Origin of the sequence: Hymenobacter montanus (assembly GCF_014699115.1) — a bacterium.
Lineage (GTDB): Bacteria > Bacteroidota > Bacteroidia > Cytophagales > Hymenobacteraceae > Hymenobacter > Hymenobacter montanus.
This window is the reverse complement of record NZ_JACXAD010000011.1, coordinates 17,716-39,558: the sequence shown is the minus strand read 5'-3', so window position 1 is coordinate 39,558 and position 21,843 is coordinate 17,716. Positions and strand designations below refer to the sequence as shown.

The window sequence follows — 21,843 nt, the reverse complement described above, 5'->3', positions numbered from 1 at the left end:
GCACGTAGCCCCGGGGCACCCCACTACTCAGCTGCTTTGTAGGACGACACTTTGCAATCTTACAAGAAGGCTCTGTTTATCAAATTCTTCGTTGCTGAAATTATTGGTTTTTCCTATAACTTCAGCTATTGTTTCAATAAACATTCTGATGCGGTGCATCTTGGACGAATCTCGAAATTCAATGTAATTGATACGAGCTCGCGCATCCAGTGTTTTATCTTTTTTACCGAACCTCCTATATTCCGGTGTAGGGTCACGGTTTATGATAAATACGACCCTAATTTTTTCAATTGCGTTGCCAAAGTCAGTTTCTTTGGTGATTGTATTGAGACCTGATTGAACAATTTTCATTGTTTCAAAAAAAGCATCGCCAACCTCAGCTTCAACAATGCCGCTAATCCAGAGTATCATCAGTAATCCGATTTGTTAAGTGGCGGGCGCTGCCCATTATTATCTGCTTTGTATTTGCGAATTTGTTCTGTTTGCCATTTGTGCATTCCTGTTTTCGTACCGTCAACCTCTTTCTGGTAGAATGAATTTGTCTTCTCTAAATAACTGTTTGAGTACCTTTTTTGGTTTCCAGCTCCATTCTTGCTTTCACCGTTGGTTGTTTCTCCAAATTTGTTAACACCTTTTGTGTCTCGGTCCCGCAATGTATAACCTTCTGCTGGTTGGTCGCCCAATTTGTTATTATGGGCAGGCTTATCTGCTGTCCTCCTGGCAGGTCTGGCATAGACACGGCCATTATCACTATTGAGCAGGTTATGCATGGCGTTGCCAGCTGTATTGGCGCCGTGAGCCGCAACGGCTGCGCCCCCGGCCGCTACGGCAAACCCCGCCACAGCCCCCACACCGGTTTCCGCCAAGGCCACCCCACCCACGGCCCCGGTGGTGGCTACCACGGCCCCCTCCCCCATCTGCCAAATGCCTTGCGCGACGCTGGCCAAATCACCGACGACCTGGCCCGCGTGTGCCGCCGGGGTGTACGCCGCCACACGCGGCACTCCGTTGCCAACCGACTGGTTGCCCCCAGGTAAGGTCGTCGCATTCGACACCACCGCGTTCACGAAGGCATTGGTAAAGTCGGCGACTGCCATCAGCGCGCCCCCAATTCCTTCGCCCGGGTAGCGCCCATTGGGGTCATTGAAGCGCACGGCATTATCGAAGCTGAAGGCATACGGCGACAGGCTTTCCTGCCCGTTCTCCACCTCGGGGTCCACCACATGCGTGTCATTGAGTTGGGCGTCGTACATGCGCCAGTCGAGCTGGGTCCAGTTCAGCCCCAGGTCTGCCTGGAACTCCTTGCCATTCCACCGGTACTGGTTCAGCGGCTTCAAGCCCGGCATCTCCCGCGTAAGCCCAGCCAGTTCCAGGCCCGTGGGGTCGTACTGGGTTTCCTGCACTTGCAGGCCTTGGCGATGCTCGACGGTGACGTCGTCAAAGAAGACGTCGACGTTGCTCTCGTTACCCACATACGCACTCACGTACCCATCCTGCGGCACGACCACTTGCAAGCGCAGCGACTCATAGTTGTTCAACGCCGCGCTGGTAAGCTGCTGGGTCTGCTGGCTCACCAGGCTGCTGTCCGCATCAAACACCAGCAGCCGCACGTACCCCCGGGGCACCCCGCCACTCAGCTGCGGCACCGCCGCCAAGCCCGCCGCCACGCCCACTTGCAGCAACGGCAGCCCGCCCCGGCGTACCCCCTCGGGCGGCGTCGGCTGGCTGGGCGAGGGTTGCAAGAGCCCGGTCAGGAACGAGGCTAGCGAGAACCACACGTTGTGCTGCACCGCTTGTGGGTAGAGCCCCGGCGCAATCACGCTCACCGTATCGCCCCGCTGCACGGCCAACTGCTTCAACGCACCCAGCGGCTGCGGGGAACTGCCCCCCGCATTGAGCTTGGCCGCGTACTGGCCCGAGCGAGCCCGGGGCCCGACGAGCTGAGCCACGGGCGGGCTGACCGAGAGCGAGTCGAACTGCCGCCGCTCCCGCTCCGCCTCGCCCGGCTCCAGGCCCGCTACATAGGTGCGCATCTGCCCCAGGCGATAGGCCAGCCGCAAGTTGCCCAAATGGTCCTTGAGCGTGTACTCCCGCTCGTAGCGCACGGCCCCGCTGCTGGCGCTCACAAAGCGCAGCACCCGGCCTTCAGCGTGGGGAAAGAAGCGCAGGCTGTCCTGCTCGTACTGATACGGTCCTAAGTAGTCCGTCCGCTGCACCGGTTTGCCCGTCTGATACACCAGCTTGGCCACTTTCTGCCCCGTGGCCGAGTAGCGGAAGACCAGCGAGTCCGCCCCCTGCCCGAAGTGAATCAGCCGGGGCAGGCTCAAGTGGTTGTAGGTGATGCCACTGATGCCCTTGTTGCGGTCCTGGGTCAGGCTCCCGTTGGCATCATACACATACTCTTCGCCCAGGTGCGTGCCGCCCTCCTGGAAGTCCCCCGCCAGCGAGCTTGGCGCTCCCTCGTAGCCCCGCGGGCGCGGCAACTGGTTGGTCGTAACCTGGTCGTCCACCGCCAACAACCGGTTGCCCGCATAGCGGTAGGTGAGCGCATCCACCGGCCCGTACTGGGCCGGGCCCAGGCGCGTGGCCCCCGCCAGCAGCCCCCGCCGCCGCAGCGTGGCGATATTGCCATTGTCATCATAGCTGACGAAGCTGAGCCGGTAGCGGTCTTCCTCCGCCCGCCACGCTCCGGTTAGGCTGCCGCTGCCGCCCGTGCGGGCCACGAAGTCGCCTTGCAGCAGGCGGTTGAGCGGGTCGTAGACGTAGCCATAGGCCCGGTGCACCCCGTCGCGCCCCCGCCAGGTCTGCCCCGTCAGGTTCCCGTTATACTGCTCATAGCCTTGGGTGAAGCCCCGCTCGTAGTGCAGGCTCAGGCTGAACAGGTCCTGCGGGTCCGGCGCATAGGGGTTGTTCACGCTCGTCAGCCAGCCGCGGATGTTATAGGCATAGTCCACCTCCTGCCGCAGCCGGCCCGTGCCCACGGTCTTCGTCAACGACTGCCCCAGCTCGTTGTACCCCACCCGGGCCAGCGGGGTGGGCTGGGCCTCGCCGGGCAGTTGCTGGCTCGTGCTCACCAGCCGCCCCGCGTGGTCGTAGCTGAAGAACTCCCGCACCACCACCGGGGCGTGGTTTGGGCCTTCGTGTATGCTCACCGTCTGTACCGGCTGGCCTGAGAAGTTCAGGCGGGTGGTGACCAGGTCCAGGCCGCCGCGGGCGTTGGTGGCCTGCACCTGCACGGGGCGAGCGCGCTCGTCGTAGAAGGTGCTCGTCGTCAGCCACGCCCCCGCCTCGGTCGCCCCCACGCCCAGCACCCGGGTCTTGGTGCGCGTGACCAGGCCCGTGGTGCGCAGTACGTCGGCCACCGGCGCCGTGCCCGCCGCGAACTGCCCGTCCAGGCTCGGGTTGTACTGCACATCCGCCGTGCCCTGCGCGTCCTGGTCGAAGTTGTAGTCGTCGTAGTAGGTGACCGTCAGCACTTGTCCGGGCCCGAAGCCCTGCTGGCCCAGGCGCGGGAAGGCCTGGTCGGTGGTGTAGAAATGCGCATAGGCACTGCCATTGCTCGTGCGCTGCTCATATTGCTGGGCCGCGTCAGGGGTAGCATCAGCCAGCGCCTGCAGGGCCTCGCGGTCCACGGCCTGGGCGTGGGTCACCAGGCCGGTGAGCACGACCCGCCCCAGCACGTCGTACTTGCTCCAGCTCCACTCCCGCCGCCCCCGCTGGGCCGCGTCCTGGCTCAGCACCGGCCGGTCCAGTTGGTCATACACCACCCACGTCTCCCCCTCCGTGCCCGGCACCTGCTTGGCGATTTCCCGGCCACGCGCGTCATAGCGGTAGTGGAACAGGAAGGGCGCGGCGCTGGCCGGCAGCGGGGCCGGCCGGTTGCCCAACACCAGCACGCGCTTAGTGGCCTCAGGCTGGAGCACGTAGCGCTTGCGGCCGAAGTCGTCGTAGACGTACGCCGTGCGCAGCCAGCGCCGGCGAGTGCTCGCCCCGCTGCCCGTGCGGGCCCCTTCCACCTGGCGCAGCACGGTCTGCCCCTGTTTGTCTTTCCACTCGATCGTAGCATAGCCCCCGCCGCCTGGCCCGGTCTGCTCGTCGGTGGTCTGCACGCCCCAGAGCTCGCCGGGGGCATAGTAGCCCTGGTAGCCCGGGTCCCGGTCCTGCGGCCCGTAGCCGGGAACGAAGCGCGGCACCGAGTCCTGGGCCATGTTCGGCCGCTCCAGCCGCTCTTGCGCGTGCCCGCTGGTCAGCTGCCAGCTCTCACCAGGCGCCGCTTGGGCCAGCACCCGGTTCAGGGGCGAGGGCTCGAACAGCGTTTCAGCGTAGGCTACCCCCGTCCGGGCCACCCCCCGCGTCGGGTCGGTGGCGGGCAACGGACCCAGCGGGCCGGGGAGGTAGAACTGCGCTTGGTCGTCCAGGGCCTGCTCGTGGTAGCCCTGGGCCGTGGCCCGCCCCGAATCGACCGGGTAGGGCAGGTACTGGCGGGGCTCGCGGCCGAGGGCGTCGTAGGCCTGGGGCTGGACCAGGTCCCGCCGCTGGGGCGAGGCTTGGTGCTGCACCGTCTGCACCGGCCGTCCCAGCCCGTCGAGGTACACCGTGCGCATGGCCACCGAATCCACCGGGGCCCGCGGCACCCGACTCGAGTCGGTCAGCGCCTCGCGTGGGGTCCAGGTGCGCACGAAGTTCAGCTCCGCCACGGGGGCGTTCGGGTCGAGGAGCCCGGCCTGAGCGCCGGGCAGGAACAGGCCCGGGGCCCGGTTGGCGTCGTCGGGGCGGTTGCGGGCCAGCGGGGCGTAGGGCAGCAGGTCGGCATAGACCATCACCGAGTAGAGCTCGGTCGGGGCCAGCGGCCTGTTAGTGAACCAGCGGTTACGCTCGGCCCGGCGGTAGGTGCCCTGCTCGGCCGCCGTGGCCGCTTCCCAGCGCTTGGTGGCCAGCGTATCGCCGGGCATACTCACCCACTCCCCGGCCACCAGCCGCTGCCACTGGTAGCGGTAGACGTGCCGCGCGGCCGAGGGGCGCACGTCCAGCACGAGCGGCCCCCCGGCCTGGTAGGTGGCCGTGTCGACCCGCTCCGGCGCCCGCTGCCCGCGCGCGTCGACGTAGCTCAGCCGCGCTTGCCCCGGACCTTGGTAGAGGCGCTCGAGGCTGGCAAAGCCGAGCCGGTTGCCCTGCACGTCCAGGAAAGCGCCCCGCCCCGTGGTCCCGCCCAGTTCCTCAATGCCGGTCAGCTCGTTGTCGGCCAGCCTGAGCGAGCGCAGGGCCGGGCCGGTGAGCACGGCCGCCGGCAGCGTGCCCGTGAGGCGGTTGCCACTCAGGCTCAGGGACTGGAGCATACTGCGGGCTCCGAGCGTGGGGGGCAGCGGGCCAGTGAGCTGGTTGACGCTCAGATCGAGGTCAATGAGCCGGGGCAGCTGCCAGAGCTCGGCCGGTAGCGGCCCGCTGAGCTGGTTGCCAATCAGGTTGACCGAGGACAGATTCATGAGGTCTGCCAGCGGCCGTAGCGAGCCCGTGATGCGGTTGCGGGCCAGGTTCAGGTAACTCAGGCGCGTGCACTGGCTCAGGGCGGCGGGCAAGTCCCCGCTGAGCTCGTTGGCGGCCAAGTCCAGGTCGGCCAGGGCCGTGAGCGTGCCCCAGGCCTCGGGCAGCGGGCCGGTGAGGTGGTTCTTGCTCAGGTGGAGCAGCTGCAGGTGGGTGAGCAGGCCCAGGCTGGCGGGCAGGGGCCCGTGCAGGTTATTGCTTCTCAGCACGAGCTGGACTACGTCGCCCTCGCTCACCGTCACCCCGTACCAGGTGGCGGCCTGGTCCAGGGTGGTGCCGCGGAGCCAGTTGTCCTGGCGCCACCACTGCGGGCCGTTGGTGGCGTAATAGAACTGGCGTAGCACCCGCAGCTCGGTCGTGTCGGCCACCAACCCCTGGTCCGGCGGCACCGTTTGGGCCTGCGCCCCCAGGATAGCAGCCAGCGCCAATAAAATGATCAGCGCCAAGCGCCCACCGGCGCGCGGGAAAGAATAAAGAGCAGTCATAACGATCTAACGAAGGGAACCAGGCGAAGAGAAGCAAAAAGAAAGTGGTGCGGCCGGGGCTTAGTGGCCGGCGTAGTGGTGCTGCTGCTGGGAGAGGATGCGCGCTTGCTCGTCGCGGGTGCGCAGCAGGCGGCCCAGTCCGTCGTACTCATAGAATAGGGTGCGGCCCGTCGGGTCGGTTTGCGAGGTCACCCCCACCAGCGGCTGGTAGGTGTAGGTGGTCAGTTGCGCGTCCACTGGATGTAAACGCAGCTCATCCAGTATCGCCGAGGCTCCTGCGGATGGGGGCCCTAGGATGAGGCGGCCGGGGGCGGTAAATTGCAGGCGGGTACGGTACCTTTGCCAGCCACCGGGGGCAGTGGTTATTAGCTGCGGACCGCTGTCGAGCTGATGGCCGCCACTCAGCGACACGTTCGGCAGGACCTGGCCCCGCACCCAAAAGGAAGCTTCATAGTCCCCAGCCGCCCCAGAGCGACACTGAAAAGTTGCGGAAACGGCAGAGAGTAAACTGCTCAAGAGCATGGGCGTCAGGTATCTGTGCAGGAAAACACTGCCCCTGGTAGAAGCACGGATTAATGAGCGCAAGTTAAGCTCTTTTCAATCGTTATAAATATTATTTAATTCAGTAAGATTAAAATCTAATCTATCGGTTATTATTATCTTGATAATGAGAATTATGATATCTAATAAATTCATCCTATGACCTTGGTCAGTCTTCAACTAGTAAGTCGTTTATCGTTATTCTCCGTCTCTTCGCTTTTGCCCCCTCCCTTACCGTCACTGAGCGCATGTTTGAGAAGGTGTTTAAGTTAAATTCGGGTCATGGAAGAAATAGCGCAAGTTTTTTCTCGTCGACTGCGGCTGGCCACGACGTTGAGTAGGGCGACGGCGGCAAATAGCCGTTCAGCGGTCTGGCATTGCAACTTCTCAGTTCCCAGGCCCATCAGCTTCCAACCTACACCTTTTGCTGCCTAGTGGTTTTCGCTCGGCTGATGTATAGCCACAGCTTCTGCCTGCCCACTAGGACAACTTGCCCAATGCTCCGCAACATTTTTTCTCTTTGTGCTTTGATTGGCCTGCTTATGCCGCTACCAGCTTAGCCCCCCCGAAGCCCTTAGCCAGCACCTTTACCAACTGCTGCTCCATCTGCTGCTCGGCGTAGCACCGCAGCAACTTGCTATACTTCTTGCGCCCTGTCTCCATTTGTGTCATGCTCAACTCAACTACCCATACCTGCGGCTCTTGGCCTTTTGATGCCTTTTTCTGCACAGCAATGAGTACCACGCGGTGCGCGCCCAGAACGTCGGCGTATAGCGCGGCTTGGCGATCGTAACCGTACTGCTCGACGGTGGTTAGAAATTGGGGTAAGTCTTTGCAGCTCGTGGTTTTGAAATCAATAAGTGTACGGCGGCGACGCTTGGGGCTGTCGATGAGCAGATCTGGCCGGACCTTCACCGTGATGCCCGTCGCCTCGTGGGTTGCCGTGTACGACTGCTCGGCTTGGCCTAGATAGAGGACGTGGCGCGGGTAGCGCCGGCGGCGGATGGCGGCGGCCAGCCGCGCGGCTTGCTGGCGCTGGCGGTGGTCGACGGGGTCCTGGTCATTGGTGGGGGTAAACAGACGCGGCTCCAGGGTGGCGCCGTGAAAGTGAGTGCCGAAGGCGAAGGCGGCGGCGCAATCACGCTGCGGCCGGCCCAGGAGCTCATCGGCGAGGCGGCTCAGGTCGGTATTGCTCACGAAGGGCAGGGCGCGGTGCTGCTCCTGGGTGATGGCGGGGTGGTGGGTGAGGTTGGTGAACATGAAGCTAAAGAGTGGGGGCCAGTATGTCGGCCAGTAAGGGGAATTGTTGTTGTAGTCGCTGCCGCTCTCTGGCCTGGGCCTTTTCCTGTTGTAGCTGGGCGGCTGTTTTAGGCTTCCATTCGATGCCCTCGGCGGCTGGTGTTGGGCAAACATTGCGCTGCTCTTCGGGGCTCAGGAACTCGTCACCAGGCGCGTCACGGTCGAAACAGAAGGCCAGACGATACGGCTTCACGAAATAGAGCTCCCGCAGCTTCCAGCCCTTTTCCTGGCAGTGTCGCGCTACCAGACGGCGGCACTCGGCGGCATCTTCGGCTAGTAGCCCCTCGGCCCAGTCTATCCATTCTTTTTTCTGTTTGGCGGGCTTATAGACGCGAAACTGAGCCAGCCACTCCCACGCGAAACAGTAGCGGGACAGGTTCGGAAACTTACTGCTGCGCTCCATACTGACGGGTTGTTGCTGCTTACTAAAAGCAGGGGCCGCAACTTGTGGCAGTTGCAGCCCTTGCGGCCCTAAGCGGCCTGGGTGGCTTCGGCGGTGGTCGACGCGGGGAGTTGCTTGGCGGCCCGCTGCTCGGGGAATTGGTAGCCCTCGGGGATGCGGTAGCCCTGCACGATGCGCATATCGGCCATGCCGGTAAGCGTTTCCTCGCGGTAGAGGTCGAAATCTTCGGCAAACTCCTGGCGGGCCCGCACCTCGGCGGGGTCGGCGGGCTTGTAGCTGAACTCGGCAATGAAGTAGGTGGCGGGCTTACCGTCCTTCTCGGTTTGCTTCTTGACGGGGGTAACGGTTAGCTCCACGTCGGTTAGGTTCAGGTCGTCGTAAAACAGGCTGGCGTTCAGCTTTTGCAGGTTCTCGACGCTGTAGCCGTGGAACAGCACGGCGCAAACAGCCCCTGACTTGTCGATAAAAAACAGCTCGGCCCATACTTTGCGGCCCATATTCAGGATGTTATCCGAGAAGATGCGCAGGGCGACGGGAATAAACGTCAGCGTCTTGCCCAGCACCTCTTGCCCGTTGACGTTGAACACCCCGGCTTTTAGGTCCGCGCGAATCTGGCGCGGGTGGCCTGGCAGGTATTTGAAGCGTGATACTTCTACTACTTCGCCGCTGGCCTCATCCACCGAGGGGGTGAGGTAGGCGCGGCTGGGGGTAGCTGTTGCGGCGGGCGCGGCTGCTGCGGCGCTGGCTGCGACTTGTTTGGTGGTTGCCATTGGGGCGGTTGCTGGGGTTGGTGAAAAAGTGGGGCCTGTTGTCGGCCGGCCCCTATGCCGTTGGTGGCGTGGGTACTGCTAGTCGTCGTATTCTTCTGGTGCCCAGGCTGGCGTAGGCTCATAGAAGGCTTCGCCCCCTTCTTCCTCCTTGTCGTCGGTGCTCTCTGGCTCATCGTCGCCGGGGAAATCCTGCGGCGGTTGCGGCGGGGAGTAGCTGCCTGCGGCGGCAAGCAGGCGGGCGTCAGGGTAGGCGTGGGCCGATTCGTGGAACAACTGCACGGCGGCGGCCAGGGCCTCGTAGCAGGTGGCACCACTCCCTGGATAGCCCGCGGGGCCTGCCCACGGCTGGGGCGGAAAGAGCGTGACACAGTAGCCGGCAGCCTTGGCGTAGCCGCGCACCATGCATCCGGGCACGGGAAAGCAGGCGGCGGCCAACTTGGGGAATGCGGGCGAAATGCGGGCAATCATGGCGGGAGCGGTTGTGGCCCGCGCCGGTAGGGGGCGCGGGCCTGGTGGCTAGGTGGTGGCGGGAGTGATGACCAGGCGGCCGGCCTGTACTTCAATTGTGGCTATTGTGCCGGGAGCGAAGCCGGCGGCCTCTAGCCAGTTGCCTTGGAGCATGAGCTTGGACGTGATGCGGACTCGCGGATGAAGCTGGCGGTAGTGTGGGGTGACTTTGATGCGGCGGGCTTGCATGGCTATATGAATTGCGCCCAGCGGTCGGGGTCGGTGGCGGGGTGATCGAGCGGGTTAGTGATGAGCGGGGCTAGCGTGTGGCTGCGGCCCTGAGCGGTGGGGAGCGGGCGCGGCGGTGGCAGTTGGGCTAGGATTTCCTCTAAGCGGGCCCAAGCGGCGACGATGCGGACCTGGGCCGTTTCCTGAGCGAAGGCGGCGGGCGCGATGGCAGTGCTAGACATGAGCAAAGCGGGCGGCTTGAGCAGGCACATAGCAGCAACGGCACTGGTGTAATAGGTCTGCTGACTCACCACAAGCGGCACAAGTGACCTGGGCGACGCTGGTCGCCTGCACGTGGCCAGCGGCCCAACAGGCAGGATAGAAGGCCCACAAGCCAAAGCGCTCACTGAAGGCAGCCAGCGCGTAGCAACTGGCGGAGGCTACGAGGCCGGCGCGACGGCGCTCTGCGGTGCGAATAATGAAGCTGCCCCAAAGCGAGGAGCGGCGAGCGCGGACCTGGCAACGGGCCAAAGCGGCAGCGGTGCGGGGGCAAGGGGTGTGCAACATGGCTGTATGGGTTAGCCGTGGGATGCGCTACTGGCCGGGGGCCCACCGGTGCAGCGCTGGCGTCCAGGCCTCTCCCGGACTACATACAAATATACGCAAAGTACACCAAAAAGGATGCATAAATGCATAAAAATATATGTAAAATATGTGTAGCAAAAGACGTAAAAAGTGCGCAACTTGTAGTATGAAAAATATACAAAATGGGGCTGGTACCATGCGCGGCCTGGTGGTGGCGGTGGTGGGTAGCCGGAGTGTGGACTACTGCCATGAGCTGACCTGGCGGCTGCGTGAGTTGCACGATGCTGGTCGGCTGGCAATGGTGGTAAGCGGCGGGGCCGAGGGCGTGGACGGGCAAGCGGCTGGTTGGGCACAAGGCACCCGGGTGCCGCTGCGGGTGCACCGGCCTGACTACCGCGCCCACGGAGCCGGAGCTCCGCTGGTGCGGAACCTGCTAGTGGTGAAAGATGCCGACCTAGTGCTAGTGGTGTGGGACGGTGAGAGCCGCGGGACCCTGGACGCGGCTCGTAAGGCGGCCAAGCTGGGCAAGCCCCTAGAGTGGCTGCTACAGCCGGCGCCCAGCACGGCCCCGGTGCCAGGCGGGCTGGGCCTGTAGCTTCATGGGCGGCGGTGGTGGCCATGCCGGCACCTACCGCCCCGCTCAACGAGGCAGGCCCACGGCGGCCCTGGTGGTGGCAGCTGAGATCAACACGAAAATAAGCCCGCCACGCGACGCAAAACCGCCAGCCCTGAAACGCCCCACCCGACTGCTGAACGTACTGCCTGCGTGATGCCAGACCGCAAAAACGGCTACCTACCGTCGCGGCCGACCTGCTACCCCTAAATGCTAGCCCCGCGCAGCGGACGCCCTAGGCGGAAATGTGCGCGGAGCGACATGAGCCAAATGCCCAGCGCCGGCATCGGCGCGCAGGCTGTGAGCGGGGGCCGACGTCCGCGCCGTTCTGGTAGCCGCTGCCGCCGCTTTCAGCCGCTGTTGCCGCAAGATGCGCGTGGGAAACGGCCAGGGGGCCCCGCATGGGAGGTGGCGACGCGAGGAGCCGGCGACCTTGCGGATTGGCAACCTGGGCCAGTGCGGTGGGTTGGCGTCTGGGCTTTTGGCGTGGCGTCTGTGGCTGTTTCTTCAGTCTCTGTGGTTGCGGTGAGCGAAGGGGGCGCGGGCCTTAGCCCAAGCTGGCCCCCGGAGCGTTGGCCGGCCTGTGGTGTGGGAATGTGGAAAAGCGTGCGGTGGGCTGTTGTGGGTAGCCTTTTCCACATTCCCACGCCTGAACGACCTGTGGTAACCCTTGAATCGGTGCGGTGGTGAGAGGCCGGCCGACCGGAGCGTGGGTGTGGTGGCAAGCGAAGGCACGGAGCGTAGTCCACCATGCCCACGCGGAGGGAGGCGGGCCGGGGCGGTGGGTTGCGGTAGGGACGGGCGGCGCCTTTTCCGGCGCGGCCTGGCCCGCTATCGGTGATTCCGGTGTAGCGCCAAGCATCAATAGCAAGCGCAAGGGATAGGAAGGGCCGGGCGGGGCTGTCGCAGCTGCTACCATTGTGGCGGGCAGTATCGTCGAGCAGCGGGCCCCGGCCGGGTGCGCAGCACGGGAGCGAAGCGGACCCCTGGACAGCCCGCCCCCCGGAGCGACCAGCGGGAGCGGAGGGGGATGCGCCCCACTACTGAAAAGTGAAATTCAAGCAATGAAAATAAGTACTCGTCTTTTGGTATCTATGTACCTACTTTTGTCGTACATATTTACGCAAATATTAATACGCACCAACTCATGCCATTCATGCTTTTCAGCAGCAACAAAATTGGTCATGTAGGCCAAATTCTTAGTGGCGGCTTCCTCGGCGAAGTGGTAGTGAACAATCTGACGCCGCCGACGCCTAACCAGGTTCAGGCGTGGGGGGCGGTTATCATTCAGTTGTTGGTAGGCGTAGTGACCATCTGGGCGACTATCCGCAAGGCGTTACAGCAGCCGCAAGCGGTGGTTCAGGTACCGGCTGACGTGGTGCCCGTTATTTCGGCGGCGGTAGTTCCTACGGGTTCGGTTATTTCGCCAGTCTCAGTTCCGGCTGCTGATGGTAGCGCTCAGTAAATTCCAGGCAATGACGCAGGCAACGCGGCTGGCCCAGGTGCGGCCTGAGCTATCGAAAGCCTATGCTGTTGCGTTGGGGCGGTGGATGGGCGACCGGAAGTTGATGCTACTGGGGCTACCCATCATCACCGAGAGCTACCGGTCCAACGCTACCTAGGCCGCTTACTACGCGCAGGGCCGGCCGAAGCTGTACTCGTTTGCTACGCTGAATAAGTTGCGGGTGGTGGCGCACCTGCCTGTATTTCCGGCGGGGGCATCTGAGGCGGGGCGGATCGTCACCTACCAGAAGGCAGGCACTTCGAACCATAACAAGCTGCCGAGTTGGGCGCTGGATGTGGCGTTGCTGCAGCCGGATGGCTCGGTGAAGTGGGACGCTGGGGCACTGCTGTTGTTTTCGCGGCTGATGCTTGCGGCCAATGCACGGGTGGTATGGGGCGGCGACTGGGACCACGACGGGTGCACCGATGACCAACAGTTGCACGACTGGCCACATTTTGAGCTTACCGGATGAGTTGGCCGGGATTCCAGCTTTTATCTTTTCCCTTTCTGATTATGTGGCGAATCATTGCACAGGTGGCCATTGTGGCTATTTCGGCCATTCTGGACCGGAAGAAAAATCAGGTGTCGAAGTAAGAAGCATCTGTAAACAAAAGCCCGTTTTCTTTACACGCCAGACGGAACGTGTAAAGGAAATGGGCTTTTCTTATCAGATGCTTAGTGACACCGGCGGCATGGGCGGCGGCCGAGCTTCTTAGCTTGGGCCTCGGTGACTTGCTTTACTTCGCTTGTGCACCAAGCCAAGCCATCGCATCGGGTGGTGCTGTGGTAGGCGTAGGAGGCACTGCCTTGGCAGAGGTATGCGGGCCTGGGTTTGGGCGGGCTGGTGGTGAGCAGTAGGATGGTGGAGCAGGAGCAAGCAAAATACTGCTGCTTTTGCTTGCTCCTGCTCCACCACCTGAAACTTATGAGGTCAACTGGCCGGGCATGATGTCCGACTGGCTAGCCACGCTTAATCTGGTACTTTTACGCCAAACCCTGCTAAGCAAGTCCACATGGTGAATAGCGATAAACCGCTGCAATGGAAGAAAGACACCAACGCTTCCGTCGATTTATACAACGATTGGTTCATGAATTTTGCCCCGAAAGCATTTCGGGACAGTCGAATAGAGGCGACCAAGTTTGTTGAGAAAGCATTTAAAGACACTGATTTTCTACGGGACATTACCCTAATCAGCCTGCGGGCCAACCCCAGTATGTTGCCGGTGCTACGGCACAGCACTTGCCCACCGTTAGCGGTTGACCGCCTCGTGGGTTTATCAGGCGTGCCGAAGGGCATCATTACCTCGATAGAGAAGCGGCAGGCATTAGCCCGAAACACCACGCCAGCGCATCTAGGGCAGATAATTAACATCATTGACCGGCTGTTAGACCGGGACGTGTTTCCGTGGATTGGCAGCCCGGCAACGCCGGATGCAGGCGACGCACACCGGGCGGCGACGGTAGTAGCCGACCGCTATTGCGGAGCCTTGACCAACCCTATTATCCGCAACGCCCAGGAAGTGCGGCAACTAGCGTACATCGAAGCCTGGCTAACAGCACGCGGCTACAAGAAGCTGGCTAGCGCGCATGGCTTTACCGCGCAGACCATGCCGCCCGGCACCTTCTCTTTCCGAATGGACGTGCCCGTCGACCAAGGCAGCCTGACCGTGAAAATCCCGGTGGATGCAGTCATTAAGCCACTAAGCGCGGCCGTGACGGACTTTCCGTTGTTGGTGGAAGCGAAGTCGGCCGGCGACTTTGCCAACGTCAACAAGCGCCGGAAGGAAGAGGCGCAGAAGTTTACGATGCTGAAGAACACCTACGGCGAGGACGTGCGCCTGGTGTTATTTCTATGCGGCTACTTCGATGGCGCGTACCTAGGGTACAGTGCGCAGGAGGGCTTGGATTGGGTATGGGAGCACCGGGTAGAGGATTTTGCGCTGATGGGGCTATGAGCATACTGCAAGACCAGCGGCTGACCATGCTGCGCGGCCTCGATGCCGCCAAAACGAACCTGGGGCGCAACAAGCTAGGGCAATTTGCGACCCCGCCCCGCGTGGCTGATGAAGTGGTGCGCTACGGGCTGAGCTTGTTGCCTCAAACCGAAATTCGTTACCTGGAACCGGGATTTGGCACCGGCGCTTTCTTCAATAGTCTGCTAGAGCAGGCAGGGGAGTACCTTATTACGCAGGCAGTGGGCTACGAAGTGGACCCCCATTACGGAGTTCCGGCCGCCGCATTGTACGCGCCAAACGCCCTAGAACTGCGAATGACGGACTTTACCGAAGCCACGCCGGAGCCGTTTGATTTGCTGCTTTGCAACCCGCCTTACGTGCGTCATCATCACCTGGTAGCCGCGAAGAAGGTTGCCCTGGCTGATGCCGTGGTGCAGCGTTACGGAGGCACCCGGCCGAGTGGCCTGACCGGGCTTTATAACTACTTCATGATGCTAGGGGAAGCCTGGCTAAGCGATACCGGCGTGGCCGCTTACCTCGTGCCCAGCGAGTTCCTGGACGTTAATTACGGGGTAGTGGTGAAGCGCTTTCTCTTGGAGCAGGTGCAGCTGACCCGGATTCACTTATTCGAGAGTGAGCAAGTGCAGTTCGACGACGCGCTGGTGTCGTCGGCCGTGGTGTGGTACCGCAAAGGACGCCCTACGGCTAACAGCCGGGTAGAGCTGAGCTACGGCGGCTCACTGCTCACGCCCACCCACAGCCGAACCGTCGCGCACGGTGATTTGGACCCCGCAACCAAGTGGACCCGGGACATTCGCAACGGTGCCCGCGATGTGGACGTGGCCGCAGCGGTGCCGGTGGTTGGGCCGCTGCCAGTGCTCAAAGACTTTTTCGACGTGAAGCGGGGCCTGGCCACCGGCGACAACAGCTTCTTTGTGCTCACAGCCGAGCAGGTCCAGCAGCACGGCCTACCGGCTGAGGTGCTGACACCTGTTATGCCCAGCCCGCGCTATGTGAAAAGCGACGTCATCCACGGCGATGCAGCGGGGTATCCGTTGAACGTGGAGCAACTGTTTCTGCTCAATTGCCGGCAACCGCCGGAGGAATTAGCGGTGCAGCAGCCCCAGGCGTGGGCGTACCTGCAAACCGGCATTGGAACCGTTAGCAAGAAATACCTCTGCAACAGCCGCAAGCTCTGGTACCTGCAAGAAGCGCGGGAACCAGCCCCCATTTTATGCACCTACATGGGCCGTGGGGGAAAAGACGGTGGGCCGTTTCGCTTCATTCTAAATGAATCGAAGGCAGTGGCCACCAACTCGTTTTTGATGCTCTACCCGAAAGCGTTTTGGCGTAACCGGGCGCGGCAGCACCCGGAGCTACTGGCCCTGGTGTGGAAGGCCCTGTCCGCCATTACCACGGCCGACCTGGTAAATGAAGGGCGGACCTACGGCGGTGGCTTAGAAAAAATTGAGCCTTCTGAGTTGGGCAACGTGCCAGTCAGCGCGTTATTTGAATTACTTCAACCAACAAAGGCTCTTACTCTTATCTCATAAATCAGTGTAAAGCAAAAGCTCAGCCCTTTTTCATCAACTTTAAATGATTGAAAAAAAAAGGGCTGAATGAGAAGGTAAACACTATTTGCCAGGCTGGTGTTTATGTGGCTTCAGCGATGGGTGTTTCGGCTGAACTTCTGGAGTCACCCTTCTTCTGCGGTCATCTGTGCCGTCTTCTTTTTTAGGCTTGGGGCCGGGCTTGATAGGCATAACGTATTGTTGTTTTGGTTAAGACTACCCAAAATATTTGGGATTTAGGATGCAACCCGCTTCACAGTTGGAATAGTTTCGAGTACCGTCGTAAACGATGCCGATTGGCCAGGCTTGGTGTTCGGCTGTGCGCTTACTCTGATGGCGCTTCAATTTTTTGCATAACTATCTTTATACATGCTTACTAGAGAAGAGAGTATCATTAAAAAGATACAGGAGTTCAAGGATGCAGTCCATGAATCACAGTTTGATGAGTGTCTAGAATACTTGATAAAAAAGGCTTATGAAAAGCCTGTTTTAATCCTGCTTGAAAACAGAAATGGACTAGGCTCAGAAATCGACAAGTCCAGTACAATACGCATCGACAACTCCTTTGAGTGCAAACGGATTATTATTTACGAATTGATGCACGAAATAGGCCATTTGTTAGACCCTATCAAGAGAGACTGTAGCATAACAGACATAAACAGTAAAGACCCCGGTTCTGTATGTAGCCGGGAAATAAGAGCTTGGGAAGCTGCTGACAGCGAATTCGACAGATTTCCCGAGCTTAAGGAACATAAACAAGAGTATCAAAAGCATAAGGCACATTGCAAGCACACATATGGAATAGAAGGTCAGTAGTTATTGTTTCTCCTTTAGCAATGCTGTTAATTGGCCATAAGTTGCTTCAATAAGACTGGCGGTGTATTTTCCAAAATCTGGCCCAAGATGCGCTGCTGCTCGTGTGGCGGCATGGCTTTGTAGCGGGCTACCCAGCGGGCGGCCTTGCGCTTGGTGTACTCGCGGGTGCGGTAGTTCTCGCCGCTAAAGCAGTCATCGTGCAGCACCGTTGGCGTGGGATAGTTGTAGAACAGCCACTCGGTGGCGGGGCCTTTGCGGGTCATGCTCTGGAACTCGGTGCGGTGCCAGTGGCTGAGCTGTTGGGCGTATAGGTCGTTGGGGTAGGTGCTGACGAGGCAGTCGACGCAGAGCCAGCGGATGGCGTCGAGCAATTCGACGTGTTGCTCGTGGGTCATCTCGTGGTTGTAGATTAGTTTGGAACTCTTGCGGCTGTCTAGTGGGTAGGGTGGGTCGCAGTAGATAACGAGGCGGCCGACGCGGGGGCTCTGGATGGCGTTGCGGATGAAATCGAGGGCGGGGAGGTTGTACACCTCCAGGCGCGGGCCGAGGTTGGCGGCGCGCCAGGCGTCGCCCACCGCCGTATCGAGGTCGTTGATGAGTACGCGGCCGGGCCACTTGATTGCGCGGGTGACGGCGCAGTTACCGGCGAAGGGGATTACCAGCGTGTCATGTGGCCGAATGTGGTTGATGATACGCTGGTAGGTACCACTGCCGCCTTTGCCGCCGAAGTAGGTATTTAGGCCGGGAATCTTAATCATGGCGGTAAGGGGCTGGCTCGTCGTAAGTGGTGGTGAGCCCTGGTAGGCTCGTCAGATAAGGTTGTGCTGGAGCAGCGTTGGGGGTGGCGGTAGCGGCCGACACCGGCGGCGCGGGCGGTGCTGCAGGTGCTGCTGAGCCGGTGCATGGTGGGCGTTGGATGGTAGGCAACACTAAATCGGGCATTAGGTACTCTGTTTTGTAATCGCGGTGGTACGTCTTTTTGCAGCCGCATTTGTCGCACATTCTGCTTTGACCGCGCATCAGGTGTTTATTCAGCCAACAGTGTCGTTCGTGGCCGGGCACTACGCGTGGGCGTTTCACTTCTTGCAGGTGGAAGGTGCCGGTGCTGGGGTGGTAGTAAAAGCTCATGGTTAGTTGTTGCGGGTACTGCCTCGGTGGTTGCGGCGGTGGTGGCCATGGTGGGCACGAGGTGCAAGCCGCGTCGCTCGAACGACTGCACAAAGCCAGCGAAGTCATATGCGATGAAAGCCAAGCCGCCGGCCGCCTTCAACTCATTCAGAAACTCGGTCTGCTCGGGACGGGGCCTATCGCTGCCGGCTTTGACTTCGACGCCCAGAAACTTGGCGTCAGTGCGCCGAAAACCAAGAATATCGGGCACACCCCGGCGGCTGTTGGGATGTGGGCGCCACTTCAGAGTTTTGGGGTCGTATTCGCCGCGGTTGGGCTGGGCCCAGGCGGTAAAACCGTGGGCGTCGAGGTAGCCCAGGATGGCGGCGGTAATCTGCTCGGCGGTGAGGGTGCCGAAGTCGAGCGGGGTTTGCGTGGTGACTTTGGGCATGGCTACGGCTGGAAAAGTGGGGTTGGAGGCAGATTTTTGGGTGGCTTGTCGCGGGTGACCTTGCCGCGAAATCGTAGGTTGAGTTGAGCTCGCACTTCCAGCAGCCACTGCTTGTAGGGGTGATGTTCCCGAATGCCGTAGGGGTATTGCTCCGAAATCAGCTGGCGCAACTGCTTCTCGTCTGCCTCCGGGTTTTCGCGGATTACCTTGGTAATGATTGGTCGGGCGTGGGCGGCCCACCTGGAATTTCCTGGCTTGGGCATGGCACTTCGAAAAATGAGCCGACGCTGACCAATCGAGCAACTTCGGCGGTGGTGGTGGGGTACTCGGGGCTGAATTCGACGGCGCTGGGGCTGTGGCGGGCCTGCATGGTGTGTGCTCCCAGCTGGCGTGTGGCGGGCACTTGGCGCACACGGTAAAGGCTGCCACAGGTGGCGCGGTAGTAGCGGGTGGTGCTCATCAGAATGGCAACTGACTACCGCCCAAGTCCGAGAAAAGGCCGTTTCGGAGCTTGCAACTGGCTATTACCTCATCGATGGCGCCATTGTGGTGCTTGGCGATGTCGAACAGAATAGTGTCGGTGGTGCTGGCGCCGTCGCTGTACTCGCTGATGCCATAGTATTCGCCGCGCCATAGGAATACTACGCTGTCGGCGTCTTGCTCCAGGCTGCCGGACTCGCGCAGGTCTGAGAGCTGCGGGCGTTTGTCGCCGCCGCGCTTTTCTACATCGCGGCTCAACTGGCTTAGGGCAATAACCGGGGCATTTAGCTCCTTGGCCAGTTCTTTTAGGCCGCGGCTGATGCTGCTAATTTCCTGTTCCCGGTTGCCTCTGACGTCGCCGCGCATCAGTTGGATATAGTCCACGAACACAATGCCTAGCGGGTGTTGGGCGTGGAGGCGGGCGCACTTTGCGCGCAGCTGCTGAATGCTGATGCCGGGCGTGTCGTCGAGGTGGAGGCGGTGGCCGTGGGTTTGGAGGCGCTGGGCCTGCTGGCGGATGTGGGCTACCTGGTCGAGGCCACCGGGAAGGTTGCCGCGGCGCAGGTCGGAGTTGGAATAACCGGACACTTCGCTGGCCACCAGACGCTGCATGAGTTGCAGTGTGGGCATTTCGAGGCTGAAAATGGCGGCGTGATGCTCGTGTTCGAGGGCGGCGGTGCGGGCGAAGTGGAGCAGAGCGGCGGTTTTGCCCATCCCGGGCCTGGCTGCCATCAAAATGAGGTCGGACGGTTGCCAGCCGCCGGTGAGGCCGTTTAGTTGCGTGATGCCGGTGGGGATGCCCGTGGTTCCTTGCTGGGTCACGGCGTGGGCCAACCGTTCAAATGTGGTGTCGAAAGCCTGGGCGGCTGTCTGGCTGGCTTTGGTTTCGAGGCTGCGGTGGAGGCTGGTGAGGTTGCTTTGCGCGACGGTGAGCAGGTCGAGTGGGTCGCGGGTGTTGTCGTATCCGTAGGCCGTGAGCTCGGTGCCGGTGGTGATGATGACGCGGCGGGCGTGGTGCTCTTGGAGTATGCGACAGTGAGTTTCGAGGTGGGCAGCTGAATTGATTTTCAGGGTCAGTTTGGCCACGGCGAAGACGCCGCCGGCGCGCTCCAAGGTGCCGCGGTGCCGTAATTGCTGCACGACGGTGAGTTGGTCGGCGTGGCGGCCGGCCTGCACTAGGTCGCGGATGGCCAGGTACACTTGCTGGTGGGCGGTGGAATAAAACACCTGTTCGTCGGGCAGTGTAGCCAGCATGATGCGCTGCGCGTCGGCTTCGAGGAGGGCGGCACCGAGTACGGCGGCTTCGAGGTCGAGTGCTTGGGGCGGGAGGTGGCCCACGTTGGGCGCGGAGGTGGCAGCTGCGCGGTGGGCTGAAGCTACTCCACGTTGATTTTTGTCGTTGCTCATGGTCGCTTAGCTGTAGCGTTTGGGGTCGTTGGGCTTAGGGGCGCTGCGGGCGCGGGTTGGGGTGGCCGCTGGGCCTGCACCGGCGCGGCCGGTGGTGGCTGCCGGCGCGAACTGCGGACGGCGGCGGAGCCAGTTGCGGAAGGAGGCTTGCCAGTTCACCATCGGGGTTTTCCCGGCGACGCGCCAGCCGTTGCTCTCGAAATGGTCGAAGAATGGGGCGGCCTCGGCCCGGGCCTCGGCGCCGTGCTCGGACTCGGCGTAGGCTTCTATTTCGGCCAGGGTGGGCCGGGCCAGCGCCGTGCCCTTTTTCTTCCCAACGTTAGGGTGCTTTTCAAGCCCCGAAGTTTGAGGCGCGGGAGGGGCGGCTTTAGCCGTTCCCCTCTCTCTATTAACCGAAGTTGTAAATGAAGATGAAGGGGTTGATTTTTGCTTAACCACGGTGGTTGGCTTTTGCTTGGACTTTTGGTTAAGCAAATTCGGGTTGCCGCCCTTCCGACCTGCTTCTGTTCGCAGCAAACGCAGTTTTTCATCTTTCACCATGCGGCGGCAGAAAACGGCTCCGTCTGACTCGCGTTTGCTTGCTACCCCAAATTCCAAGAGGGTGGTTAGAATTTGGTTGGCAGTTTGGTTAACCAACCCGAGGCGGCGCGCTATAACTGCTTCTGGCATAGGCTTTCCGTTCACCAGCAATACGCCGCGCTCGTCGCTGTCGTGCATCATCAGCAGCAGTTCAAACCAAGCCCCGCGTTCCTCCAGGCTAAGGGCCTGCACCCCTTGGTCTTTGTGCCAGTCGCCGGGGTAGAATTGTAGGGCGGGCAGCTTCATTATTCAGCTGCATTTGCAGTGGTGGCGGTGTTGCGCCTGGCTTTGCGCTTTTTGGTGGGTTGCTCTTCGACGCGCTCCCCCATTTCCACCTCCTTTTCCTGCACGAACATGTCGAGCTGGCGGCCGGCCTCGCTGCACTTGCCGCGCAGGGCGGCTTCTACTTCTTCGAGGGTCACTTCTACCGCGCCTTGCAGTTCGTCAGTGTGCTGGTAGTGCCAGGCGTCGGATTCCTCAAACTCCTCTGACGTCTCGGCGAAGCTGACGTACTGGCCCGTCATGTTGAGCACCTTGCCGCTTTCCAGCTGTCGGAAGCCCATCAGCGTGACGCCGTTTTTGGCGCCGATGATGAGGCCAGTGACACCGTAGCTATCGAAGTGGACGGGTAGCGGTTCACCTGGCATGGGCCAGTAGCCGGCTGGGGTGTCGTACTCGGCGTGTTCGTCTAGCTGCTCGGTCAGGAGGCAGAAGTGGGGCACGAGGTGGGCAAAGCAGCGTTCGAGGTCGGGGTGTACCAACTCGGCGCTCTGCATGGTGAACGGGCGCGGCTTGGCTTGCAAGTCCAACTGCTCGGTGAACTCAGCGTAGAGCAGTTGCTTTTTAACGGTGGCCTTCTGGATGGTGAGCAGAGACTTTCGGGCCTGAGGGCCGACGATGGGGATAAGCTCAGTGGTCATGTGGTTGGTGGGTTAGGAAAATTGAAAACTTGTCTGTTTTGCTAGGCGGGCTAGGCGGGCTAGGCGGGCTAGGCGGGCTGGGTCGCCCCACTGGCTTGCCATTGCGGCGGCGATGCCAGCAAAGAAGCGGCTGCGCTCTTTC

General features: G+C 61.3%; 24 protein-coding genes. 8 read left to right on the top strand and 16 right to left on the bottom strand.

Translation table 11 applies throughout. The features are described from left to right. Positions 1-27 precede the first annotated feature (27 nt). The 9 genes from IC235_RS11255 to IC235_RS11215 form a co-directional block, all read right to left on the bottom strand. Entirely contained in the window at positions 28-411 is a 384-nt protein-coding gene (locus tag IC235_RS11255; RefSeq protein ID WP_191005280.1) for an Imm44 family immunity protein, read from the bottom strand. Then, positions 411-6,026, bottom strand: coding sequence for a DUF6443 domain-containing protein (locus IC235_RS11250; protein ID WP_191005279.1), 5,616 nt, complete (start codon positions 6,024-6,026; stop codon positions 411-413). Before IC235_RS11250 ends, IC235_RS11255 begins: the two co-directional genes overlap by 1 nt. 60 nt (positions 6,027-6,086) lie before the next feature. Next, a complete protein-coding gene (locus tag IC235_RS11245; RefSeq protein ID WP_317173561.1) occupies positions 6,087-6,461 on the bottom strand; it encodes an RHS repeat domain-containing protein in 375 nt (124 codons plus the stop codon). A gap of 645 nt (positions 6,462-7,106) precedes the next feature. Next, positions 7,107-7,826: a PD-(D/E)XK nuclease-like domain-containing protein gene (locus tag IC235_RS11240; RefSeq protein WP_191005277.1), complete on the bottom strand. Its 720-nt coding sequence runs from the start codon at positions 7,824-7,826 to the stop codon at positions 7,107-7,109. Between the two features lie 4 nt (positions 7,827-7,830). Then, on the bottom strand, positions 7,831-8,268 hold the full coding sequence (locus IC235_RS11235) for a hypothetical protein (protein ID WP_191005276.1): 438 nt from the start codon (positions 8,266-8,268) through the stop codon (positions 7,831-7,833). A gap of 68 nt (positions 8,269-8,336) precedes the next feature. Further along, positions 8,337-9,038 carry a hypothetical protein gene (locus tag IC235_RS11230; protein WP_191005275.1) on the bottom strand — a complete coding sequence of 234 codons (702 nt, stop codon included), beginning with the start codon at positions 9,036-9,038 and terminating at the stop codon, positions 8,337-8,339. Positions 9,039-9,116: 78 nt separating this feature from the next. Next, positions 9,117-9,506: a hypothetical protein gene (locus IC235_RS11225; RefSeq protein ID WP_191005274.1), complete on the bottom strand. Its 390-nt coding sequence runs from the start codon at positions 9,504-9,506 to the stop codon at positions 9,117-9,119. 48 nt (positions 9,507-9,554) lie between these two features. Beyond that, positions 9,555-9,734, bottom strand: coding sequence for a SymE family type I addiction module toxin (locus tag IC235_RS11220; RefSeq protein WP_191005273.1), 180 nt, complete (start codon positions 9,732-9,734; stop codon positions 9,555-9,557). Between the two features lie 2 nt (positions 9,735-9,736). Continuing rightward, entirely contained in the window at positions 9,737-9,955 is a 219-nt protein-coding gene (locus tag IC235_RS11215; RefSeq protein ID WP_191005272.1) for a hypothetical protein, read from the bottom strand. 509 nt (positions 9,956-10,464) lie between these two features. Here IC235_RS11215 and IC235_RS11210 point away from each other — a divergent pair. From IC235_RS11210 to IC235_RS11175, 8 genes are all read left to right on the top strand, one after another. Further along, positions 10,465-10,893 (top strand): SLOG family protein, encoded by a 429-nt coding sequence (locus IC235_RS11210; protein WP_223847229.1) that lies wholly within the window; start codon positions 10,465-10,467, stop codon positions 10,891-10,893. Positions 10,894-12,058: 1,165 nt separating this feature from the next. Further along, on the top strand, positions 12,059-12,376 hold the full coding sequence (locus IC235_RS11205; RefSeq protein WP_191005271.1) for a hypothetical protein: 318 nt from the start codon (positions 12,059-12,061) through the stop codon (positions 12,374-12,376). A gap of 10 nt (positions 12,377-12,386) precedes the next feature. Beyond that, the gene (locus tag IC235_RS11200; RefSeq protein WP_191005270.1) at positions 12,387-12,533 is read left to right on the top strand and encodes a hypothetical protein; all 147 of its coding nucleotides are present in this window, start codon (positions 12,387-12,389) and stop codon (positions 12,531-12,533) included. Between the two features lie 66 nt (positions 12,534-12,599). Next, positions 12,600-12,887 carry a M15 family metallopeptidase domain-containing protein gene (locus IC235_RS11195; protein ID WP_191005269.1) on the top strand — a complete coding sequence of 96 codons (288 nt, stop codon included), beginning with the start codon at positions 12,600-12,602 and terminating at the stop codon, positions 12,885-12,887. 1 nt (position 12,888) lies between these two features. Then, entirely contained in the window at positions 12,889-13,131 is a 243-nt protein-coding gene (locus IC235_RS11190; RefSeq protein WP_191005268.1) for a hypothetical protein, read from the top strand. A 297-nt stretch (positions 13,132-13,428) separates the two neighbouring features. Further along, on the top strand, positions 13,429-14,370 hold the full coding sequence (locus tag IC235_RS11185; RefSeq protein ID WP_191005267.1) for a XamI family restriction endonuclease: 942 nt from the start codon (positions 13,429-13,431) through the stop codon (positions 14,368-14,370). Continuing rightward, positions 14,367-15,923, top strand: coding sequence for an Eco57I restriction-modification methylase domain-containing protein (locus tag IC235_RS11180; RefSeq protein ID WP_191005266.1), 1,557 nt, complete (start codon positions 14,367-14,369; stop codon positions 15,921-15,923). Before IC235_RS11185 ends, IC235_RS11180 begins: the two co-directional genes overlap by 4 nt. Before the next feature lie 387 nt (positions 15,924-16,310). Next, a complete protein-coding gene (locus tag IC235_RS11175) occupies positions 16,311-16,757 on the top strand; it encodes a hypothetical protein (protein ID WP_191005265.1) in 447 nt (148 codons plus the stop codon). Between the two features lie 26 nt (positions 16,758-16,783). Here IC235_RS11175 and IC235_RS11170 read toward each other — a convergent pair whose 3' ends face one another. From IC235_RS11170 to IC235_RS11140, 7 genes are all read right to left on the bottom strand, one after another. Next, a complete protein-coding gene (locus tag IC235_RS11170) occupies positions 16,784-17,515 on the bottom strand; it encodes a DNA adenine methylase (RefSeq protein ID WP_191005264.1) in 732 nt (243 codons plus the stop codon). Between the two features lie 269 nt (positions 17,516-17,784). Then, positions 17,785-18,315, bottom strand: a complete 531-nt coding sequence (locus tag IC235_RS11165; RefSeq protein WP_191005263.1) for a VRR-NUC domain-containing protein — start codon at positions 18,313-18,315, stop codon at positions 17,785-17,787. A 2-nt stretch (positions 18,316-18,317) separates the two neighbouring features. Continuing rightward, positions 18,318-18,578 carry a hypothetical protein gene (locus IC235_RS11160; RefSeq protein WP_191005262.1) on the bottom strand — a complete coding sequence of 87 codons (261 nt, stop codon included), beginning with the start codon at positions 18,576-18,578 and terminating at the stop codon, positions 18,318-18,320. Then, positions 18,518-18,775: a hypothetical protein gene (locus tag IC235_RS11155; protein ID WP_191005261.1), complete on the bottom strand. Its 258-nt coding sequence runs from the start codon at positions 18,773-18,775 to the stop codon at positions 18,518-18,520. The genes IC235_RS11160 and IC235_RS11155 overlap by 61 nt, the downstream gene beginning before the upstream one ends. After that, entirely contained in the window at positions 18,775-20,202 is a 1,428-nt protein-coding gene (dnaB, locus tag IC235_RS11150; protein WP_191005260.1) for a replicative DNA helicase, read from the bottom strand. The genes IC235_RS11155 and dnaB overlap by 1 nt, the downstream gene beginning before the upstream one ends. A 6-nt stretch (positions 20,203-20,208) precedes the next feature. Then, a complete protein-coding gene (locus IC235_RS11145) occupies positions 20,209-21,027 on the bottom strand; it encodes a hypothetical protein (RefSeq protein WP_191005259.1) in 819 nt (272 codons plus the stop codon). After that, positions 21,027-21,701, bottom strand: a complete 675-nt coding sequence (locus IC235_RS11140; RefSeq protein ID WP_191005258.1) for a hypothetical protein — start codon at positions 21,699-21,701, stop codon at positions 21,027-21,029. Before IC235_RS11140 ends, IC235_RS11145 begins: the two co-directional genes overlap by 1 nt. Positions 21,702-21,843: the final 142 nt, after the last annotated feature.

What these genes read in the sequence shown, in the direction of transcription:
- IC235_RS11255 (WP_191005280.1), bottom strand. Translation starts at nt 411, where the DNA reads ATGATACTCTGGATTAGCGGCATTGTTGAAGCTGAGGTTGGCGATGCT.
- IC235_RS11250 (WP_191005279.1), bottom strand. Translation starts at nt 6,026, where the DNA reads ATGACTGCTCTTTATTCTTTCCCGCGCGCCGGTGGGCGCTTGGCGCTG.
- IC235_RS11240 (WP_191005277.1), bottom strand. Translation starts at nt 7,826, where the DNA reads ATGTTCACCAACCTCACCCACCACCCCGCCATCACCCAGGAGCAGCAC.
- IC235_RS11235 (WP_191005276.1), bottom strand. Translation starts at nt 8,268, where the DNA reads ATGGAGCGCAGCAGTAAGTTTCCGAACCTGTCCCGCTACTGTTTCGCG.
- IC235_RS11230 (WP_191005275.1), bottom strand. Translation starts at nt 9,038, where the DNA reads ATGGCAACCACCAAACAAGTCGCAGCCAGCGCCGCAGCAGCCGCGCCC.
- IC235_RS11225 (WP_191005274.1), bottom strand. Translation starts at nt 9,506, where the DNA reads ATGATTGCCCGCATTTCGCCCGCATTCCCCAAGTTGGCCGCCGCCTGC.
- IC235_RS11220 (WP_191005273.1), bottom strand. Translation starts at nt 9,734, where the DNA reads ATGCAAGCCCGCCGCATCAAAGTCACCCCACACTACCGCCAGCTTCAT.
- IC235_RS11215 (WP_191005272.1), bottom strand. Translation starts at nt 9,955, where the DNA reads ATGTCTAGCACTGCCATCGCGCCCGCCGCCTTCGCTCAGGAAACGGCC.
- IC235_RS11210 (WP_223847229.1), top strand. Translation starts at nt 10,465, where the DNA reads ATGAAAAATATACAAAATGGGGCTGGTACCATGCGCGGCCTGGTGGTG.
- IC235_RS11205 (WP_191005271.1), top strand. Translation starts at nt 12,059, where the DNA reads ATGCCATTCATGCTTTTCAGCAGCAACAAAATTGGTCATGTAGGCCAA.
- IC235_RS11200 (WP_191005270.1), top strand. Translation starts at nt 12,387, where the DNA reads ATGACGCAGGCAACGCGGCTGGCCCAGGTGCGGCCTGAGCTATCGAAA.
- IC235_RS11185 (WP_191005267.1), top strand. Translation starts at nt 13,429, where the DNA reads ATGGTGAATAGCGATAAACCGCTGCAATGGAAGAAAGACACCAACGCT.
- IC235_RS11180 (WP_191005266.1), top strand. Translation starts at nt 14,367, where the DNA reads ATGAGCATACTGCAAGACCAGCGGCTGACCATGCTGCGCGGCCTCGAT.
- IC235_RS11175 (WP_191005265.1), top strand. Translation starts at nt 16,311, where the DNA reads ATGCTTACTAGAGAAGAGAGTATCATTAAAAAGATACAGGAGTTCAAG.
- IC235_RS11170 (WP_191005264.1), bottom strand. Translation starts at nt 17,515, where the DNA reads ATGATTAAGATTCCCGGCCTAAATACCTACTTCGGCGGCAAAGGCGGC.
- IC235_RS11165 (WP_191005263.1), bottom strand. Translation starts at nt 18,315, where the DNA reads ATGCCCAAAGTCACCACGCAAACCCCGCTCGACTTCGGCACCCTCACC.
- IC235_RS11160 (WP_191005262.1), bottom strand. Translation starts at nt 18,578, where the DNA reads ATGCCCAAGCCAGGAAATTCCAGGTGGGCCGCCCACGCCCGACCAATC.
- IC235_RS11155 (WP_191005261.1), bottom strand. Translation starts at nt 18,775, where the DNA reads ATGAGCACCACCCGCTACTACCGCGCCACCTGTGGCAGCCTTTACCGT.
- dnaB (WP_191005260.1), bottom strand. Translation starts at nt 20,202, where the DNA reads ATGAGCAACGACAAAAATCAACGTGGAGTAGCTTCAGCCCACCGCGCA.
- IC235_RS11145 (WP_191005259.1), bottom strand. Translation starts at nt 21,027, where the DNA reads ATGAAGCTGCCCGCCCTACAATTCTACCCCGGCGACTGGCACAAAGAC.
- IC235_RS11140 (WP_191005258.1), bottom strand. Translation starts at nt 21,701, where the DNA reads ATGACCACTGAGCTTATCCCCATCGTCGGCCCTCAGGCCCGAAAGTCT.